The 18743-nt window shown below is 43.5% G+C and carries 20 protein-coding genes; all 20 read right to left on the reverse strand.

The window, feature by feature from the left end:
* Nucleotides 1–55: 55 nt before the first annotated feature.
* Complete coding sequence (fliS, locus tag AC0J5I_RS01070; RefSeq protein ID WP_475302373.1) at nucleotides 56–418, reverse strand: flagellar export chaperone FliS; 363 nt, start codon at nucleotides 416–418, stop codon at nucleotides 56–58.
* Between the two features lie 13 nt (nucleotides 419–431).
* A complete protein-coding gene (locus AC0J5I_RS01075) occupies nucleotides 432–785 on the reverse strand; it encodes a hypothetical protein (protein ID WP_475302377.1) in 354 nt (117 codons plus the stop codon).
* Nucleotides 786–816: 31 nt separating this feature from the next.
* A complete protein-coding gene (gene fliD, locus AC0J5I_RS01080; RefSeq protein ID WP_475302381.1) occupies nucleotides 817–2292 on the reverse strand; it encodes a flagellar filament capping protein FliD in 1476 nt (491 codons plus the stop codon).
* A 147-nt stretch (nucleotides 2293–2439) separates the two neighbouring features.
* Nucleotides 2440–3261, reverse strand: a complete 822-nt coding sequence (locus AC0J5I_RS01085) for a flagellin N-terminal helical domain-containing protein (protein ID WP_475302384.1) — start codon at nucleotides 3259–3261, stop codon at nucleotides 2440–2442.
* 120 nt (nucleotides 3262–3381) lie between these two features.
* The gene (flgL, locus tag AC0J5I_RS01090) at nucleotides 3382–4347 is read right to left on the reverse strand and encodes a flagellar hook-associated protein FlgL (RefSeq protein ID WP_475302388.1); all 966 of its coding nucleotides are present in this window, start codon (nucleotides 4345–4347) and stop codon (nucleotides 3382–3384) included.
* A 3-nt stretch (nucleotides 4348–4350) separates the two neighbouring features.
* Nucleotides 4351–5874, reverse strand: a complete 1524-nt coding sequence (gene flgK, locus AC0J5I_RS01095) for a flagellar hook-associated protein FlgK (protein ID WP_475302391.1) — start codon at nucleotides 5872–5874, stop codon at nucleotides 4351–4353.
* Between the two features lie 12 nt (nucleotides 5875–5886).
* Nucleotides 5887–6255: a hypothetical protein gene (locus tag AC0J5I_RS01100; RefSeq protein WP_475302393.1), complete on the reverse strand. Its 369-nt coding sequence runs from the start codon at nucleotides 6253–6255 to the stop codon at nucleotides 5887–5889.
* Nucleotides 6255–6548, reverse strand: a complete 294-nt coding sequence (gene flgM, locus AC0J5I_RS01105; protein ID WP_475302395.1) for a flagellar biosynthesis anti-sigma factor FlgM — start codon at nucleotides 6546–6548, stop codon at nucleotides 6255–6257. Before flgM ends, AC0J5I_RS01100 begins: the two co-directional genes overlap by 1 nt.
* A 349-nt stretch (nucleotides 6549–6897) precedes the next feature.
* A complete protein-coding gene (gene fliY / locus AC0J5I_RS01110; RefSeq protein WP_475302397.1) occupies nucleotides 6898–7959 on the reverse strand; it encodes a flagellar motor switch phosphatase FliY in 1062 nt (353 codons plus the stop codon).
* Nucleotides 7960–8952: a flagellar motor switch protein FliM gene (gene fliM / locus AC0J5I_RS01115; protein ID WP_475302402.1), complete on the reverse strand. Its 993-nt coding sequence runs from the start codon at nucleotides 8950–8952 to the stop codon at nucleotides 7960–7962.
* Between the two features lie 2 nt (nucleotides 8953–8954).
* A complete protein-coding gene (locus tag AC0J5I_RS01120) occupies nucleotides 8955–9368 on the reverse strand; it encodes a chemotaxis protein CheW (protein WP_475302406.1) in 414 nt (137 codons plus the stop codon).
* Between the two features lie 13 nt (nucleotides 9369–9381).
* Complete coding sequence (locus AC0J5I_RS01125; protein WP_107995669.1) at nucleotides 9382–9741, reverse strand: response regulator; 360 nt, start codon at nucleotides 9739–9741, stop codon at nucleotides 9382–9384.
* 2 nt (nucleotides 9742–9743) lie between these two features.
* Nucleotides 9744–10349, reverse strand: a complete 606-nt coding sequence (locus tag AC0J5I_RS01130; RefSeq protein WP_233436773.1) for a chemotaxis protein CheC — start codon at nucleotides 10347–10349, stop codon at nucleotides 9744–9746.
* Entirely contained in the window at nucleotides 10342–12402 is a 2061-nt protein-coding gene (locus AC0J5I_RS01135) for a chemotaxis protein CheW (RefSeq protein WP_475302415.1), read from the reverse strand. Before AC0J5I_RS01135 ends, AC0J5I_RS01130 begins: the two co-directional genes overlap by 8 nt.
* A gap of 41 nt (nucleotides 12403–12443) precedes the next feature.
* Nucleotides 12444–13214 carry a CheR family methyltransferase gene (locus tag AC0J5I_RS01140; RefSeq protein ID WP_475302419.1) on the reverse strand — a complete coding sequence of 257 codons (771 nt, stop codon included), beginning with the start codon at nucleotides 13212–13214 and terminating at the stop codon, nucleotides 12444–12446.
* Complete coding sequence (locus tag AC0J5I_RS01145) at nucleotides 13215–14234, reverse strand: protein-glutamate methylesterase/protein-glutamine glutaminase (protein WP_475302423.1); 1020 nt, start codon at nucleotides 14232–14234, stop codon at nucleotides 13215–13217.
* A gap of 21 nt (nucleotides 14235–14255) precedes the next feature.
* Nucleotides 14256–14738, reverse strand: a complete 483-nt coding sequence (locus AC0J5I_RS01150) for a chemotaxis protein CheD (RefSeq protein WP_086628546.1) — start codon at nucleotides 14736–14738, stop codon at nucleotides 14256–14258.
* Nucleotides 14739–14771: 33 nt separating this feature from the next.
* Complete coding sequence (locus AC0J5I_RS01155) at nucleotides 14772–15215, reverse strand: chemotaxis protein CheW (protein ID WP_475302429.1); 444 nt, start codon at nucleotides 15213–15215, stop codon at nucleotides 14772–14774.
* A 184-nt stretch (nucleotides 15216–15399) separates the two neighbouring features.
* On the reverse strand, nucleotides 15400–17157 hold the full coding sequence (locus AC0J5I_RS01160) for a methyl-accepting chemotaxis protein (RefSeq protein WP_475302433.1): 1758 nt from the start codon (nucleotides 17155–17157) through the stop codon (nucleotides 15400–15402).
* A 152-nt stretch (nucleotides 17158–17309) separates the two neighbouring features.
* Nucleotides 17310–18680 (reverse strand): CHAD domain-containing protein, encoded by a 1371-nt coding sequence (locus AC0J5I_RS01165; RefSeq protein WP_475302438.1) that lies wholly within the window; start codon nucleotides 18678–18680, stop codon nucleotides 17310–17312.
* Nucleotides 18681–18743: the final 63 nt, after the last annotated feature.

Raw genomic sequence — 18743 nt, forward strand, 5'->3', positions numbered from 1 at the left:
TTTTAATAAAAAAATAGAGCATGCGCGAGGCATCCTCTATTTCAATTTTTTCTGATTAAATTTCAACCCATGATGTTCTTAAATCTTGCATGATGAGGCAACATTTTTTCACTTGATCCGCATCTTTTTCTATGTTCGCTTTTATCAACGCTGCATGGATATGCCCATATATCGTATCAAGTTCTTCCGCGATGGCTGCTCCATCTTCAAAATTCAATGTTCCCTTGAGTTCCATAACGATATTTTGGGCCTTGATCAGATTAGTGTGCGCATTCTCCATTTTATTGTCCAGAATCGCCAGTTCCGCCAGATTCATGAATTTGATACAGCCATCGTAAAGCAGGATGATCAATTTTTTTGGCGTTGCAGTCAAGACTTGGTTTTGCAGATAAACATTCTGCTTATTTCTGTTATACATTTTTCTCTCCTATTCACATGCCCCTATCAACAAAAACCGGCGATTTATTCATGAATAAATAACTTTCAATGATACGACTTTTTTGATTTACTTGTTTTGCTTGCTGGAGTAGCTCTTCCTTACTGTTTCTTAAAGTATACATCACAAGTTTCTGTTTTTGAATAACCTGAATGAGTAATTCATTTTCTGATTTGGAAAAGGGGCTCATACCTTCAAAGCTATCCAAAATTTGCAGAGAAGCGATATGTCGTTTATTATTTTCGATCACTTTGATTCCGTGTGTCGCTGTGCCATCCCATGAATCAAATAATTGTTTCATTTCTAGTAAAATATCCAATCTTTCCTTAGCGAAATCTGCGTTCTGCATCTTTCACGACACCTTCTTTCCTCAGTGATCATTAGTCATTGGAACTCGTTAACTGGCTCGACAGATAAGACATTTGCGATTCGGCTTGCATCATCGCCGTATCCAAAGCCGTAAAGGTCTTAACGTAGCGCGCTCGCTGCGCTTCCATCCGTTCATTGAACGATTCTATCTTCTTGGCAATGTCCTCCACAGCTTTATCGTAAGTCTTGTTTTTAGCGGTGATCATGCCGTCTTTGGAATCGACAAAACTGTTTACTACTGTCTGCAGTTTTTCGGCCAGGCCGACTTTTTTCTTTTCTGTGGTTCCGTCAACTGAAATGCTTCTGCTGAAGAAGCCAGCAACCCTATCGGGTTCCTTTGTGATGACTTCCTTCAGTTTGGTTTCATCGATACTGGCTTTGCCATAGCGATCGATCGATATGCCGAGCGAACCGATAAAATCGTATTTTTGTATTTCGTTCGGGTCGGAAGGGTCTGCTTTTTGTATTTCAACCCCGCCGGTCAGCATTTGTCTCAGGCTGGATTGTAGACGCATCAAAGTACTGTCACCACTGAGCGCTCCTGCCACATTGGTCTCGGAAGATGGATTGCCGACCGAAAGTTTTTCAGTGACAAAGCTCACTGCCGAGTTGTATTGCTCGACGAAATCCTTTACGACCTTCAGTGTATTGTCTGTATCATCCGCCACCGACACGGATACCGAAGATCCCGCTGTGGTCCCTTTCAGATTGAGCATCATGCCTTCGATCGCGTCGGTAATGGTATTGGTATTCCGTTCCAACGTAATCATGTTGTTAACGATAATTTTGGCTGTGTTTCCGGTTGCTAATGTGGCTTTAGCGGCACCGGTCGCGGCAAGGTTCAAGGCCAGTTTATCAGCCAAATCGGATGTGCTTGTCGCCGAAATCGTACGATCGCCCATCTGCGCATCGGTAAGCGACAAGCGTCCATCGATAATGGTGGCGGAAATGCCACTATCTTTCGTTGTTGCGTTGATCTTGATAATGATGTCCTTCAAGGTATCTGTACTGGCAACGGTTATATCCGCTTGTTTCAATGTCGTTGGACTACTTGAGCCAATTTCACTCGTATCCTGACTCGATAGCTTGAAGGTGCCTTCGAAGCCTAATGCTGTGGTGGTGGATTGATCGGACGCCAGTATTTGTCCGGAAGTCAACCGTGAAGCTGTCGCTAATCTATCGACTGTGATTTCATACTTGCCGGGAACGGCATTTGTTTCAGCGGTCACCGCGAGTTTTGTCTCATCGGAGCTCCCTGCTTTTTTTGAAAAGAAAGATTTTGAATCCATCAAGGCATCCATCTTTGTGTTCAGGTTCGTTAATCTAGTTTGAATGTCCGACCAGGCTGTTTTTTCTTTGGTCAAGGATTCTTTTTGGTTATTGTATTGGGTCAGTTTGCCGGATTGCGCGGCAATCAAGGAATCGATCGTTTCAGAGGTGATCCCTGAATAGGAACCCAAAAAATTGATGCTGCTTGATACACTCATTTTTTCACTCCGTTCCGTACAGCATGGCTGTTAGGTTCTGGTTTTAATTATTGAAGCAGAATGGTGCCGCTTTACGACATGATAATATTTTTGGTCCTATAAAGCAATCAAAGGCCAGCCATATGGCCGGCCTTTGATCGGAAATGCTTATTGCAATAAGGAAAGAACAGATTGTGGCATTTGGTTCGCTTGCGCCAACATAGAAGTTGCAGCTTGCGCCAAGATGTTTGATTTAGTGAATGAAGTCATTTCTTCAGCCATATCAACATCCGTGATACGTGAGTTCGCTTCAGACAAGTTTTCTTTTGTTGTGGATAGGTTGTTGATTGTGTGATCCAAGCGGTTTTGTTGAGCGCCGAATGTAGCACGCGCATCGGATACCGTTTGGATAGCAGTGTCCAGTGCTGTTAATGAAGTATTAGCTGCTGCAGCAGTCGTTACATCTACTGTACCTGAAGTTAAAGTTGCAGAGTCAAAATTAGTACTCAAATCCAACGTAAGCGCTGCATCGGATGCGTTGGCCCCAATTTGGATATTAACAGCAGCTCCCGCTGTTCCGTCAAGAAGTGCTTTACCGTTGAATTTAGTGTCTGTTGAGATACGATCAATTTCTTCGTTCAATGAATCAATTTCAGTCTTGATAGCTGTTCTATCTTCAGTCGAATTGGTATCATTCGCTGCTTGTACAGTAAGATCGCGCATACGGTTCAGGATGCTATGTGTTTCGCTCAAACCACCTTCGGCTGTTTGGATCAGTGAGATGCCATCTTGGGCGTTGCGGCTTGCTTGCGTCAATCCGCTCACCTGGTTTTTCATTTTTTCAGAAATTGCAAGCCCAGCTGCGTCATCCCCGGCTTTATTGATGCGCAAGCCTGAAGATAATTTTGCCAATGAACCTGCTTTTGAAGCGTTAGCTGATTTCAAGTTTGAATATGTATTCATTGCTGCTGTATTTGTTCCGATTCTCATGTGTATTTCCTCCTAGTGTGCTTTCGTTTTGTTAAGGCCTTGCCTATATCTATATAATCGGAGCAGGTCTGAAATAGTTAAGCATTATTTTGATGAATTTCAAAAAAAAAAATAGACTATCTAAAGATAGTCTAAAATATTGGTCTGGAGAATTTTGGTGCCCATTGACAGCGCCGCTTGGAATGCCTGCTGTTCCATCGTGAATTCCATATACTTCTCGGCCAGATCCACATCTTGCTTGTTGGAACGGATCGACTGGAGGCTGATGTTTTCGGAGGTGTTCCGCTCTTGGACAGATTTCAGACGATTGGAGATAGCCCCGATTTCGGTCCGCATATTGACGACATTCTCAGTCTCCACGTTTGAACGTGCCAACAATTTTCCAGAGAGGGCTTCGGTATCATTCGCATCCAGAGCTTTCAGTGCATCCGCAAGAAACGTACCAAGATCATCTTTTTCTGCAGGTGTGCCCTGTTCCTGTTCATTCATCAGCTGTCTGCCATCCGTTTTCAGCGAGACATCCACACCTGTCGCGATTGTGCGGGATAAGTCGGCTTTTACTGGGATGACGTTTCCGTCTGCATCCATCTCGTCCTGCGTTCCTTGATAAAGGATACCGGTCATTGCGCCTGCAGCATCCCGACTGATTTCGAATGGTTTCGTAGTCGTGTTCATGCCGGAAAATACATACTTGCCGCCAAAATTCGTGTTTAATGAGTCGATCATTGTGCTGATTTCGGTTTCCATTTCGGCTTTGATAGCTTGGCGGTTCGAATCCGACATTGTTCCGGTGGAAGCCGACTGAATCAGGGTCGTGATCCGTCTGAGTGAATTGGTGGCATTTTCCAACGCGGAATCCTGCATGTTGGTCCAATCGGTAGTGTCCGCAATCGTTACGGAAAACTCCTCATTCTGGATCAGGCTGTTGTTTAAATTCATGATCTGCGATACCCTCAGTGGATCATCGGAAGGCTTGCTGATTTCCTTCATCGAAGACAATTGGTTGTTGTATTTTTCCAACTTGCCTTGGCTTCGGTTAATGCTTTGTATCATGTTCGTTGTAGTTATTCTATCCGTTATGCGCATATTTTATACCCCCGTCCGGTTGATCAAAGTGTCCAGCATCTCGGAGGTGACAGCCAACACCTTAGCGTTTGCCTGAAACGCACTTTGGAATTTCATGATGTTCACAACCTCTTCGTTGATGGAAACACCTGAAATGGAACTCTTTCTTTGCTCCAGGAAAGAAACTACTTCGTTTTGGTTCTCCATCATGAAGTCGGCCTGTTGCTTCGAAATCCCCACTCGAGTGATAATGTCATTGTACGAATCCGCAGTAGTCGTGCCGTTGGTCTGCGCTGTAATCTTCATCGTGTCCGCATCAAAAGCAAGCGGCTCTTCCGAAGCGTAGCTGAGTGCGGCTGATTGAATATCGGAAATGGCACGCGCCCGCGAACCATCACCGGCTATTTGACCCGCAAGCGATTTGCCTGAAACAATCTTGCTTGGATCCTCCGTGATGGCAGAATTCACTTTAAAATTGGAAACGACATTATCCGGATCATCACCTAGATCAAAAAAGGGAATCCCGGTGCCATTGTCGCTATGGATTATGTTGACCGCTTTTGCCACGGTCGAGACCAGCTGGTTCAATTCTTGGATTCCACGATCAATCTCAACCAGTGCTTCCTGTGAACCGCTGATATGGCCGCTTTTACTGGATAGCTCCGCAAACTGGGACGACCCGTCCTCTGCCGTTTGCTTCAGTAACAACGTTCCGACTGGGAAAGATTCGGATGATTCGACCGTTTTCGCCGTGCTGCCGTTAGTGGAAACAAGCGAGCCGCCACCGGAAGTGTCGCCGATTGCTACACTCAATACTTGGCGCTTATTTGCTCCAAGTATTTCTTCACCATCAATGCTGATAAAAGTACGTTGGTAAGCATCCGTTTTCACTTCCACTGAAGTGATTCCCGAGAGTTCTCCCACCAATTGATCCCGTTGATCCAATAATGTATTCGGCATTTCGCCTTTTGAGATAACGGAGAATATTTGCGTGTTGATTGATTCCAATTGCTCGATTTTCGTGTTAAAGTCCAAGACCTTCTTTGAAATCGCCTGCACAGTACCTTCCTGAAGGCTGTCCAATTGAGCACCCATATGCGAGACTGTATCTGTCAGCGTCTGTGCCTGTTGACTGACCATCGTTTTGGAAGTTGTCAGTTCGGGATTATTTCCCAAGTATTTCCAAGATTCATAGAACTCAGTCAGTTTATTGTTGAGTCCCGTTTCAGAAGGCTCATTGAAAACAGATTCCAGTTCACCCAACACATCCGCTTTTTGCGTGAATTTTTCCAAGGAAGCATTTTCCGTGAAAGTTTGCTTCACTAAATAATCGTCAACAATCCGAGTGACAGATTCCATGCGTACGCCTGTGCCGAGTTGTCCAACACCCGATAGTGTATAAGGGTTGCTCGTAACCAAATTCACCCGTTGTCTGGAATAGCCATCCGTATTGGCGTTTGAAATGTTGTTGCTAGTTGTTTGCATTGCCGCCTGAGCTGCGCTCATGCCGTTCGTTCCTGCGTTTAGTATTCCAAATAATCCTGACATGATACCTCCACCTTATACTGATTGATTGAACAGACCTACATTTTTGGAAGGAGACAGTTGTCCTTTCTTGGAGTATGTCCGGGAGCTTTTTTCCATCCCATCCGTTAAAGCATCCAAAATGCTGTCATGATAACTGATTGCTTGTTTTGTCAACAAAAGATTGCATTCCTGCAGCTCCTTTATTTCGTTTACTTCTTTTTCGATAGCAACACGGTTACATTCTTCAAAAGAGGCTTCTTCCAAATGGGACAAAAAAGCCTGCTTTTCGGTGACACTATTATTGAATGCAACACTATCATTCGCCATCAAAGCTTTCTTTTCACGCTGCAAGGTTTCTTTGAGTGCTAGCAACAACGATAAGCCATTTTGTCTGGTTTCCATTATTCTGAGCCAGCTCCTTGTTCTTCCATTGCTTTCATTATATTTGCAGCAATTTTTTCGGCACTCACTTTATAGGTACCGTTTTGGATGGCTGCTTTTATCTCTTGGGCTTTGGCACTAGGGGCGCTATCGATTGTCTTTTCAGCCAAGCGCTTCGCTTCTTCTGAAATCTCTACTTTTACAGCTGCCTCATTTGCTCTTGGTTTGAGCAGTTCAGCCTTGATTATTTCTTTATGTGATGTGTCTTTTTGAATCGCTTTAAGGTAGCTATTATAGCCGTTGCCGATTTTCATGCAATTCACTCCTTTTTTACTGATTAGTATGTATCTATCTTATTGTATCCACATCACTATTGTCGACCACTTTCCTGAAAAGTTAAGTCAAAATCCATGAAAAGCCGAAGATTGACAAAATAATCATCAAAGGAAGCTGCTGAGCAAACGTGGGCCCATATGGAGGCACCTCCTTTGATTCATCTGTTGGCTGTTCGCCCAGGACGATTTCCCGAACTGTCGAGAGATCACGCATCTGTCAACTGAACGGATACCGAAAACCGCTGAACAGCCGATACCCAGCTACCGGTAAGGCCATAAAAAAAAGAAGTGCCCGGCTCATTGAGTCATGAGCTGGTCCCTTCTCTTCCTATAACGTTTCGATGCGTTTTTCTTTGCTAAGTATGTTCGTGATACGGATACCAAAATTCTCGTTGATCACTACAACTTCGCCTTCAGCAATCCGCTTGCCATTCACATAGATGCTCAAAGGTTCTTCCGTCAGTTTGTTCAGTTCCACAACGGAGCCCGTGCCTAACGACAGGATATCTTTGATCGTTTTCTTGCTTTCTCCCAACATCACACTGAATTCCAACGGAACATCCAGTATCAGCTCCAAATTTTGCGGAAGATGCTGTCTATCGGATTTGTGCAATTCCTGAAAAGCTGGTTTTTGAATCGGAACCACATCAGCTTCGGGCTGCAAAGGAGGCTGCACGGGACGCTCTTCGTGCTTTCGTTCAACTGGCGCAATCACTTCCCCTTGATCCGCCAACATGATTTCCGTGATCTCTTTGACTGCGTCCATTGTGAACACTTGCATGATTTCACTCTGGAGAATGCCTTCAACTTCCAGTTGGAATGCAATCAGACAGACATCCGCATTCAAATCATCCACACCGATATCCACAACAAAATGTTCTTTGTCATCAACCAAATGAACTTCGGGAGGCAAAATATCGATCATTTTCCCCAGCATGGTCGCCATAGCCGTCGCGGAAGAACCCATCATCTGGTTCATTGCTTCACCAACCGCACTCAGTTCCAATTCGGTTAATTCTGTGCTGGTTACTTGGCCATCACCACCCATCATCAAATTGGCAATGATCACGGAATCTTGCGCATCCATCAGCAAGAGATTATTCCCTGTCAAACCTTTTTTGAAGCCAATCGAGGTGATAATTTTAGGTTTGACAGCGGCATCTATCACCTGACGAATACTTTTGACGAATACTTTTGGTGTGGTAATGTGCACTTTATGGCCTAAAATTTCGGACAATGTCGTAGCCGCTTGGGACATAGAGATGTTACCAACTTCTCCGATAATATCGCTCTCCATTTGGCTGATGGCTGCGGATGCGGCAACTGGCGCTTGGGTTAATTCACTCATCATGCGATCGATTTCTTCTTGTGTTAGTTTTTCCGTACTCATTTAATCAATGTCTCCTCCGATATAGTGTAATACCTCAACCGCCATTTTATTCCCTAGTACACCAGGTTTCACCAAATAACTTGGCATATTCTCGATGGACATGACCAACGGCTCGTGTGTGGGCTTATCTAAGGTGATGATATCACCCAACTCTAATTGTAAAAAACTATCCATCGATACGTTCGTCTTCCCAAGCAAAACTTCTACGGACACCGGAACAGATTGAAGATTTTTAGTCAAATTGTCTTTGTCTGACGGATCTGTCGTACGGCCTGAATGGAACCAATTACGAAAACTCAATTTTTCCAACATGCTCTCAAAAAAAACATACGGAATGCACAAATTGATGAATGTCTGGTCCTCCAATAATTCAATGATGAACGTAGTCATGATAACAGGTTCATTGGGGGACATCGACTGCAGCAGCTGTGCATTCGTTTCCATTGCTTCCATTTTAACGTTCAGTTCTACGATATCTTTGAAGGCCAGCTGTAACGCATGGCCAAAATTGCCTACCACTTCTTCCAAAATGGCAATCTCGATATCTGTAAAGCTGTCTTTGCCATTTCCTGAATCTGATAGTTTTGTATCCGGGCTGCCGCATAACAACTGCAATAACTGCAGACAAACTTGAGAATTAATCTCGACAATCTGCATCCCTTCTTGTGGTTCTGAGCGGAATAGCCCCATCAAAGTAAAGTAAGGAACAGAATGCAAAAACTCATCAAAACTGATTTGTTCAATCGAAGCAACACGCAGCGAAACATTTGAACGTACCTGAGTTGTTATTAAGTTACTTGTAATCTTAGCATATTCTTCGAGCAACATCGTTAGAGTCGTCATATATTCTTTCGAAAGCCGTGCCGGTCTTCTGAAATCATATGCCTTAATCTTAACGGGCTCAGCTTCCTCTACTAGTTCCGTGTCAATTTCTCCACTTTTCACACTTTCCATCAACAAATCTATTTCCTGTTGAGATAGAACTTTACTCACGCTTACCCCTCATTTATAGAAAATAATGCTTCCATACTTATTAAACTAATCATTTTGTTGTTTAATCTGATGATGCCTGCTACTTCCTTTGCATTCGTGTAGTCAGTCATTTGTATATCGTTTGAATCAATTTCCGAAACAGATTCAACAGAGTCCACCGCAAAAGCAACTTTTTTATCGTTGTTCTTCAAAATGATGATACTATTGTAACACAGTTCTTCTGTTTCACTAGTTTTACTAAGTAATTTATACAAATTAATCAAAGTGATGGCATTGCCACGGATATTGATCAATCCTTCCACCCAGTACGGGGCTTTCGGCACATGGGTAGAAGGCATTTCCTTGACTATTTCTTCGACATCTTCAGTAGGTATAGCATAATACTTTTCTTTTAAAGTAAAGACGATTATTTGCATGTTGCCCTCCTGATTAAATTACTTTATCCAATGCTTTGATGACGCGATCTGTGTCGAAAGGCTTTACGATAAAGTCGGCAGCCCCTGCTCTAATGGCATCCATTACCATACCTTGTTGGCCCATGGCGCTGCACATAACCACTTTCGCATTGGCATCGATCACTTTGATTCCTTTTAAGGCTTCGATCCCGTCCATTTCCGGCATCGTAATGTCCATCGTCACAATTTCCGGACGCACTTCTTTATATTTTTCGATAGCTTCGATACCATTCTGTGCTTCCGCTACGACACTATACCCATTCTTTTCCAGAATGTCCTTCAGTTTCATCCTCATAAATGCTGCATCATCAACAATCATTACACTTTTTGCCATAGTCAATTCTCCTTTTCAGTTGTGATTCCATTTAATAGTTCATCTAAAACGCCTTGCTTTGGGATAAAGTACAAAGAGGCATCCAGGCGTTCTCCCAAATAAGAAAATTCATTCTTTATGATGAACAGATTTTCTTCATAAACACCTTGCTCCATGTAGATACTGCTAATGATCGCGCCAAACATGTCTTCTATCATGAATGGGATGCCTGTCGTCACGGTCACATCAAACACTTGCGAAATTGCATTCAAAAAGGTGTTGACGATAATATTGACCAATTCGATAAAAGCGGACGCGGCCATTTCATGATCGCCCTGTGTCTCACCCAGCATCAATGACACCAGTTTGTCGGCTTCATCATCCCTGATCACAAACAAAAACGCGCCTTCCAGTTCTCCATGAATCATTGTAATTGCAGCATTCACGCTGCTCTCATCGGACATGATCCCTTCAAACAATTCGGAATAGTCCATCGTTTCCACCAATGGCACCGTCATTACGACAGGGTGATTGATCAACTGTGAAAGACTGGTCGCTGCATTCCCTCCACCTATCGAAAAAAACTCAGTTATGATGTCCAATTGCATCTCTGAATAATCTTTATACATAGACAGCCACATTTCTTTCGTTGCATATTGCGGTGATATCCAAAATCAAAATGATATTCCCGTTCCCCATTATGGTTGCACCTAAGTACTTATTGATATTTTTCAGTTCTTTGCCTAATTCTTTTATGACAATTTCTTGTTGACGGATCAGATTATCCACTGTCAAAGCGTAAAGGCGCTCATCAATTTTTACAATTATCAGATAAGGTTTTTCTTCTACTCCGGTGTGGATGTCCAAACTATCTTGCAGGCGAATGACCGGAATCGTCTCATCTTCAAAATAGTATACCTCACCGGTGTGCGTATGGACAATCTCTTCCGATTCCGGACGAATCACTTTCCTGACAACTCCCAGCGGAAGCGCAAACTGCTCCGTCCCAACTGTAACAAGCAGGGCTTGGATGATCGACAACGTCAGCGGCAAACTCATCCTGAATGCGGTTCCTTTATCGACTTCACTGATGATCTCAATTGTACCGCCCAGCTCGTTGATTTTCTGCTTCACAACATCCATGCCAACGCCCCGTCCTGAAATGTTGGTCACGTTTTTTACAGTTGAGAAACCTGGATGGAAAATCAATTGTTGGATTTCCTTATCCGACAAATGGTCGGTTTCGATCCCTTTTCGGGCAGCACTTTCTTTGATGACTGACGGGTTCACCCCTTTGCCATCATCGGAAACTGTCAGGAAAACTCTGTTCCCTTCCTGATATGCCGTTATTCGGATGGTTCCTTTTGGGTTCTTCCCTTTTGCGGTTCTGGCTTCAGGCTTTTCTACTCCATGATCCACAGCATTTCTCAGTAGATGGATAAGTGGCTCACCCAGTTCTGATACGACGGTCTTATCCAATTCCGTTTCATCACCTTCGATAACCAAATCAATATCTTTTTCCAGCTCGTTGCTCAAGTCACGGATCATTCTGCCGAAGCGATTGGTGACAACGCTGAGCGGTTGCATCCGAATTTTGAGCACCAAGTCCTGGAGATCCGTCGCAATCCGGCTCACTTGTTCCAATGGCTCACGCAGTTCTGGCCTTTGCAAATCCTCATTTATCTCTTCCAAGCGTGTACGATAGATGACCAATTCCGACACTAGATTCATAAAGGAATCTAGTTTTTCGATGTCAACCCGTATCGACTGATTCATCGTGTTGCTATGATTCATGGCTTGTTTCGGCTTAGCTATAATTGTTGTCTTTATTTCGGTCTCTGCATTGTGTTCATCTGCTTCAGGACGAAGCACTGCTTCGACGACAGCAGTCTCTGCATTGAGGTCTTCTGCCATTATTTCGCGAATGAATACGCCTTCTATTTCACTAATTTCCAGAATCTGTTCTTCGACAGCCATTTTTTCTGTCTTAGTCAGGTAGACGATGGTGAACTCATTCCCAAAATCTTCATTCTCCATCGTCACAACGTCAGGATCGGAATAAAGAATATCTCCGCTCTTCTCCAGTTTATTGATGACCACATAAACTCTGGCATTTTTCATCATGCTAGTCTCATCGAGGCTGACCTTGATAAAAAAGGCATGGTAGTTTTTCTCATGGGCATCGCGAATGACCGAAATATCTGAGGAATCAAGTTTTCCCAATGCAAAATTTGAATCATCAACCGTCTTCTCGTTTAAAGTGGGTTCGCTGACTGGCCCATTCTTTGATTCTGCTTTTTTGATTGCCAAAAGATTGTCCAATTTGTTTTTTAGCGTTGAAGTTTCGTGCTCCTCTTCGTTATCAGCTCTCAGATCTTCCACAATAGTGGAGAGCATATCCAGACAATCGAATATTAACGTAACGATCCCTTCATCTGCAACTAGCTTGCCCGTTTTGAGCAATTCGAACACGTTTTCCATTTTGTGCGTCAATTCCGCCATGGTTGTATAGCCCATAGTAGCGGCCATACCTTTAAGCGTATGTGCTGAACGGAAAATCTCATCCAAAATGCTTACTTTTTCCGGATCATTTTCCAACTCCATAACTTGATCATTTAAATTTTGCAGATGTTCATCCGTTTCTTCAAAGAAGAGCTCTCTGTATTTACTATTATCGTCCATTGAATCCCAGCCTTCCTCTCTTAGTCCGCTGATTTACTTATTTACATCTTTTCATATAGAAATGCAGCCACTTTTTTTAGCCCATATTGTTCAGGTTTGTATACAGACTCAGTAGCCCCTATAAAGAACAATCCCCCAGGAACTAACGAATCCGCGATGTTTCGATATATCTTTTCTTTTACTTCATTCTTGAAATAAATTGTGACATTTCTGCAGATAATGGCATGGTAGCCTTTTTCATAGGAATCCAGAATCAGATCATGTTTTTTGAAATGCACTGTTTTTTTGATGTCATCAGACAACACATACCGGTTGTTGAGTTCAGTGAAATAGAGCCTTTTTTCCATAGGGGGAACGTTCTGTACTTCCAATTTGGAGTACGTTCCAGCCTTAGCTTTTGACAAAATGGTTTCGTCTATATCTGTGGCGATTATCTTGCTGTTCGCAGTGAGCTTATTTTTTTTCAGAATCATAGCGATCGAATAAGCCTCCGCTCCCGTCGAACAGGCCGCACTCCAAACTTTCAAGGCTTTGAATTTCGAGGAAAGTCTATTGATGAAGACTTCTTCAAATTCCTCAAATATTTCCTTGTTGCGATAGAATTCCGTCACGTTGATTGTGATATAATCCAAAAAAATCTTTTTTATGTTTTCATCGGTTTCGATCATTTTGGCAAATTGCTTCAAATCGGTTGCTCCGGATTTTTTCATGATGGTCTCAATCCGTCTTTGTAATTGCCCTTCTTTGTATGCTATCAAATTCACGTGCAACGTTTTTTCTGACCAAGCATAAAACCAGTTAAAGTCCAACATTTATTTCCTCCCGCCTAGTACTTGGTTTAGCGCATCTGTCAATTCTTCCAGATTGACTACTTCGTCGATCACCTTATTCTGGATGGCATTGCCGGGCATGCCAAAAACCAAGGAAGATTCTTTGTCCTGAGCGAAGGTATATCCTCCATTAGTCTTTATTTTCTTTAGACCTTCCGTACCGTCTTTACCCATACCGGTAAGCACAACCCCGATCAGGCGGCTCCCGTAACTTTCGGCTGCTGAGCTGAAAAGATGGTCCACAGCTGGCCTCACACCATGAATTTTATCGGCTTGAGACAGTTGGATGTGGCGGTTTTTCACCATCATATGATAGTCTCCCGGGGCTACATAGGCTTTTCCACCCTCAACCGGCATGCCGTCGAAAGCCTCAATCACCTTTACTGGCGAAACCGCGTCCATACGTTGTGCAAATGATGCAGTGAACCCCTTTGGCATATGCTGAACTATAAAAATGGGAACATTAATCCCTTCAGGCAAGTTCTTCATCACTTGTAAAAGCGCCCTTGGTCCGCCGGTTGATGCCCCTATCACTAAAGCCCGCACTGCATTTGGACGGGATTTAGTTGGGATCGATCCCTCATCATTGATCCGGAGAGCGGTTATCTCTTGGGTTCGGTTGAAGAACTGCTTCATGACGAATTCAATTTGTTTTTTAAAAGACTCCCCTTGATTTCTTATGTCTGCGGGCTTTTCGATAAAATCAATCGCTCCAGCTTCCAACGCTTCAATCGTAATTTCTTTGCCGCTCAAGGAGCTCATCATCATCACGGGTATGTCGCAACTCGCTTTGATGACCTTCAATGTCTCCAGGCCATTCATCCCAGGCATTTCGATGTCCAACGTGATCAGATCTGGATTGAACTGCTTAATTTTTTGAAAAGCTTCTTGGCTGTTCCTTGCTGTCGCGATAACATTCAGCCCATCAATTTCCGCTATTTTCTCTTTTAGTATCTGCCGCATGAATGCTGAGTCATCCACTAATAAGATATTTATTTCCATTACTGTTCCCCCCGTTGAAATTTATAGATCAAAAATTTCTCGATTCCCCATCCTAACTTTCACTTGAAGCGTGTGAAGATCGAAGAACATGGATCTCCCCATTGACCCTCCTGTATGATTTGCCAGAATAGGGATTCCTTGTTCTTTGAGAATAGTTTCAACAGCTGCTACATTGCGCAACCCGATATTCGCTTGAGGCGTATTCAAAGAGTTTTTGAACATGCTTGAACCGCCAGCTATTTTCGCAACCAATCTTCTTTTTGGTGTTTTTTTTGTAAGCTCCGAAATCATATGCGGAATGGCCAAATCGGCAAACTTTTCGATCTTTTTTTCCCCATTGAACATGCTGCTGTCGGGGAGCATAATATGGCTTAATCCACCTACACGGGTGGTTGGATCATAAATCGCTATGCCTACACATGACCCTAGCCCGATTGTAAACAAGGACTGTGGCGCTTCCCCGATTTTGTAATCAGAAATCCCGACCTTTAGTTCCTTTTCCAAAGTATGTAATCAACCCCTTTTGAACTTGACCCGCTATCCATTTAATGCAACTAACTCTTCCCTGCCACCAGGATGGAACAAAGCATTGATGTCGATGTGGATGATGATGTCTGTATCCGTCTTGAACAGATGCTCGATATATTGGACTTTATTTTCGACATTGCCGTTTACTGTCGGAAGTTCTTCATCGAATTCACTGACTGAAACAACGCTATCCACCGCAATTCCGAATCTCAATTCATTGTCGGACACCACGATGATTTTGGAATGTTCCGTAATCTCCATCTCGTTTTCAAAAAGCCGTGAGCTTAGATCTACAATGGGCATAGTGTTGCCGTTGTATTGGATGACACCCGCGATGTAGGATGACGCCTCCGGAATCAAGGTTGTCTTTTCTAAAGGCAATATTTTTTCTACTATTTCTACAGGGATAGCGAATTGTTGCTGGCTGCAGATGAATACGATAAATTTTTTCATGAGGTAACTCCCATCATTTTTTTGGTATATGATCAATATTATTTATAATTCTAGTATTCTTATCTTTATCGGCAGGCTTTTAAAATTATTTAGTCCTTCGGCATAATTACAGTCTTCCTAACAGCAAAAGAGAGGCACCTGTCTTGTTGAAAACAGGGCCTCTCTTTTATAAGAATCAGTCTTATTATTGGAATTTAAAATGGTTAACAATCGCATGCAGCATTTCTGCCAGACCGGAAATTTGTTCGGAATTGATTGATACTTCTTCCATAGAGCTGTTAATTTGCTGAGAAGCAGCGGAAGTCTCTTCGACACCAGCTGCAGACTCTTGAGAAATCGAAGCTATTTCTTCTATTGCCACACTCATGTTTGCAGTATTTTCCGTCAAACTGGACATTTTGTCGGAAACAAGCAGAATATTCTGGATCATGTTGTTTAATGAACTTTCCATTTCATTCAACACATCTGTTGTTCTTTGAATTTGTTCCGCTCCTGCTTTAACCTCCGTGTATCCTTGCTCCAAGGATACACTCACATCTCTGGACTCAGTCTGAATCTTTCCGACAAATCCCGTAATGTCTTTTACGGAAACCGCAACTTGCTCCGATAATTTCCGGACTTCATCAGCTACGACTGCAAATCCTCTGCCATGTTCCCCAGCTCGTGCTGCTTCTATGGCTGCATTAAGAGCAAGCAGATTAGTCTGATCTGCAATATTTTGGATCAATCTCACAAGCGTGGTGATTTCTTGCGTTTGGAATTCCAAAGATTGCATTTTGCTTACAGCTTGTTTCATGATTGTTTCTATTTTATCCATTTGTTGACTTGATAAATCCATTAACTGTTCGCTCTCATTTGATTGATCGATTACCTGACGAGAAGCATCCGCAATAATCATAGAGTTTTCGTTAACGGCTTTGAATTCTTCGTTAAAAGTTTCCATCACATTTGCAAGTGCACTAGCATTACTTGCTTGAGCCTCCGACCCCGTCGCCAATTCTTGCATGGTTAAAGCAACTTGTTCAGATCCAATTTTCACTTCATTTGCAGATTGAGTCAACTCTTGGCTATGACCTGCTAATTGTTCAGATGAATCCAGAATATTTACAACAATTGCAGTTAATTGTTCGTGCATCGTATTGGTCGCAATCGCCAGCTCAGCCAGTTCATCTCGGCCTGATATTTCTAGCGGTTCGACATTTAATCTGCCATCAGCAATTAATTCCATACGTTCCTTAATCAACTTGATTTTGCTGGAGATTTCATTTGAAAGTAAGAATGCAATTACAACACTCATAATTACGGCAGCTCCCGAAAGTAAAACAACGAGCCTAAGCGAATTTTGACCTCTCGAAATGATCGCTTCTCCATTTTTATCAATCGTCTGAACTTTTTGATCAATCATGACGCTTACAGATTCAATCTGCTCTCGAATGACAGGATCCGCAACGTTCACCATAGTGATCACTGCTTCTTCTGTATTCCCTGCTTGATAAGATGCAAGAACTTCTGATTCCATTACTTTTGCCCATTGGTCATTCGCTTCAAAAAACGCAGTTATTTCTTTTGAATTGTCTACAGCCAGTATTTCTGCTTTGGCAACCTCACTTTCTTCAGTAAACTGTGTAAACATATCTTTGAAAGCCACATCTCCGGTCATCAAGTACGCCCGGGCTACCGCAATCCTTTGGGAGATCAGAAATTTGAATTCTTCTCCGCTCTCTAGAACAATAATATCCTCTTCGATGATATCCTTGGTGTTGTCATTGATTTCTTTCGTCGTCGCGTAACTATTGACTCCCAAGACTGCTATCAAGGTGATGATAGTGAAATACCCAGCTAACAATTTTATGCGGATACTTTTAAAATTCACTAGTTTTGTCAGATTTATTTTCTTGCTGTTGCTCATGATATTGCTGATAAAAGTTTCTCTTACTTCCAAATTTCCCACTCCCATTTCTATGATACTTCTATTTCCCTTTTATGTAATCGGTATCTTTCTGATTATGTTTATATCTGGATGGATATTTAATTGCAACAAAAAGATCCATAACCCTTAACGAGTATGGACCAAAGTAAAAATTCTTAAATTATTCAATCCGCTTCGTCGTTCAATATTGCCTCCCTGCGCTGGAATTGGTGCGCGCTGAGTGTTCTGAAGTGGCGCTGCAGTTCAAGATCGTCGGTCTTATCGGCCATCTCCAACAGCAAGTGACCGTTGATGTCGAAGTCGCAGAGAGCACCGAGTGCGGTCTGGACTTTCTTCATCTCTTTGATGGTGTCCTTGTCCTTCTCACCCAGAATCGGGGCGAGGTAGGTCGCGGCATAACGGAGTTTCTTGGCGTTGATGCGCAGGCTGTGGGTCTGTTCATGGTTTGAGAAATCGACTTCCTCCCACTTGCGCATCAGCCGTTTCTTCATTTTGTCCAACTTCTTCACTGTAGCTTTTTTCTGCTGATTATCATCCAAGCTGATGGATTTCAGGAAGTGGGCTGTTGCGGCTTCCGCATCCAGGATGCGTTCGGTGATGGCACCGCTCGTGATCAATTCATGGATGCTGCCCTGTTCGCCTTGGCGCTCTTCCATCAACCAAATCATGACTTGTCCGTCCGCTGTAAGCATATCCGGATACAACCCGCGTAGCTCGCGGCACTCTTCCATCAGCACATCCAGCTCGCGCAGGTATCCGAAGGTGGTGGCGATTTCCCGCCAATCTTCGCCCGCTTCCCGGTAATATTTTTCTTCGCCGTTCGCCTTATTGAAATTCAACAAAGCCCGCAGTTGACGTATCGCCACGCGCAGCGCATGCGCCGATTCCGGCTCGTCTGGGTCTTGCTTATAGGCGGAATAGGCGTGTTGAACGCCTGCCAGCTGCTCGTTGATGATACCGGCGTACAACGTGCCTTCACCATCACACGGGTCGTATTTCGACGTCCCTTCGTGTTTATCCGCAGCATGCATTTTTTCAGCGGCATCTTCATGTTTGCGTTTCGCCGATTCGCCTGGCGCCAGCAGCCACTCCAGATTGCCGATCGGGTCTGCGGTCATGTCGACCGTAAAGAAGGCGACTGCCCCTTTTTTGAAGGGAATCGCGGCACCGATCAATTCTTTCGTCCAGATGCTCATATAAGGTTCGTGCCCGACAAGCGCCAAATTGAAGCCATCGTCCTCTTGTTTCAAAGCTTCCATGAAGGCAACGAAATCACCTGTTCCCAAAAATTCCTTTTGTTCGATTTCTTCGACAACAGCGGCCTCCGCCACCAATTCAGCAGTCTGACGCGCCCGGATCAATGGGCTTGTCCATATCTTCAGGTTTCCGCTCTCGGTCAGTAAGGGTGCGATGTCGGTCAGAAATGGAGTCAGTTTCTCCACTCCTGCTTCCGTCAGTTTTCTGTAGAAGTCATCCCCTTCAGGTGTACGCTCTTCCGCGATTCCATGCCGAATCAGTATCAGTTGTCCTCCCATACTGCTCATCCTCCTTTATTTCGGTGTCCCAAATACGGATATCACGTCCCGATTTGTAACCGT

It is taken from the genome of Trichococcus sp. TS_SC_9 (genome assembly GCF_056156325.1).

Bases quoted from the DNA above. Each gene is read 5' to 3' on its own strand.
- flgK (WP_475302391.1), bottom strand. From the start codon at position 5,874: ATGTCAGGATTATTTGGAATACTAAACGCAGGAACGAACGGCATGAGC.
- flgM (WP_475302395.1), bottom strand. From the start codon at position 6,548: ATGAAAATCGGCAACGGCTATAATAGCTACCTTAAAGCGATTCAAAAA.
- AC0J5I_RS01130 (WP_233436773.1), bottom strand. From the start codon at position 10,349: ATGTATAAAGATTATTCAGAGATGCAATTGGACATCATAACTGAGTTT.
- AC0J5I_RS01075 (WP_475302377.1), bottom strand. From the start codon at position 785: ATGCAGAACGCAGATTTCGCTAAGGAAAGATTGGATATTTTACTAGAA.
- AC0J5I_RS01165 (WP_475302438.1), bottom strand. From the start codon at position 18,680: ATGGGAGGACAACTGATACTGATTCGGCATGGAATCGCGGAAGAGCGT.
- fliS (WP_475302373.1), bottom strand. From the start codon at position 418: ATGTATAACAGAAATAAGCAGAATGTTTATCTGCAAAACCAAGTCTTG.
- AC0J5I_RS01135 (WP_475302415.1), bottom strand. From the start codon at position 12,402: ATGGACGATAATAGTAAATACAGAGAGCTCTTCTTTGAAGAAACGGAT.
- AC0J5I_RS01155 (WP_475302429.1), bottom strand. From the start codon at position 15,215: ATGAAAAAATTTATCGTATTCATCTGCAGCCAGCAACAATTCGCTATC.
- AC0J5I_RS01100 (WP_475302393.1), bottom strand. From the start codon at position 6,255: ATGGAAACCAGACAAAATGGCTTATCGTTGTTGCTAGCACTCAAAGAA.
- fliD (WP_475302381.1), bottom strand. From the start codon at position 2,292: ATGAGTGTATCAAGCAGCATCAATTTTTTGGGTTCCTATTCAGGGATC.
- fliY (WP_475302397.1), bottom strand. From the start codon at position 7,959: ATGAGTACGGAAAAACTAACACAAGAAGAAATCGATCGCATGATGAGT.
- flgL (WP_475302388.1), bottom strand. From the start codon at position 4,347: ATGCGCATAACGGATAGAATAACTACAACGAACATGATACAAAGCATT.
- AC0J5I_RS01145 (WP_475302423.1), bottom strand. From the start codon at position 14,234: ATGGAAATAAATATCTTATTAGTGGATGACTCAGCATTCATGCGGCAG.
- AC0J5I_RS01125 (WP_107995669.1), bottom strand. From the start codon at position 9,741: ATGGCAAAAAGTGTAATGATTGTTGATGATGCAGCATTTATGAGGATG.
- AC0J5I_RS01085 (WP_475302384.1), bottom strand. From the start codon at position 3,261: ATGAGAATCGGAACAAATACAGCAGCAATGAATACATATTCAAACTTG.
- AC0J5I_RS01120 (WP_475302406.1), bottom strand. From the start codon at position 9,368: ATGCAAATAATCGTCTTTACTTTAAAAGAAAAGTATTATGCTATACCT.
- AC0J5I_RS01140 (WP_475302419.1), bottom strand. From the start codon at position 13,214: ATGTTGGACTTTAACTGGTTTTATGCTTGGTCAGAAAAAACGTTGCAC.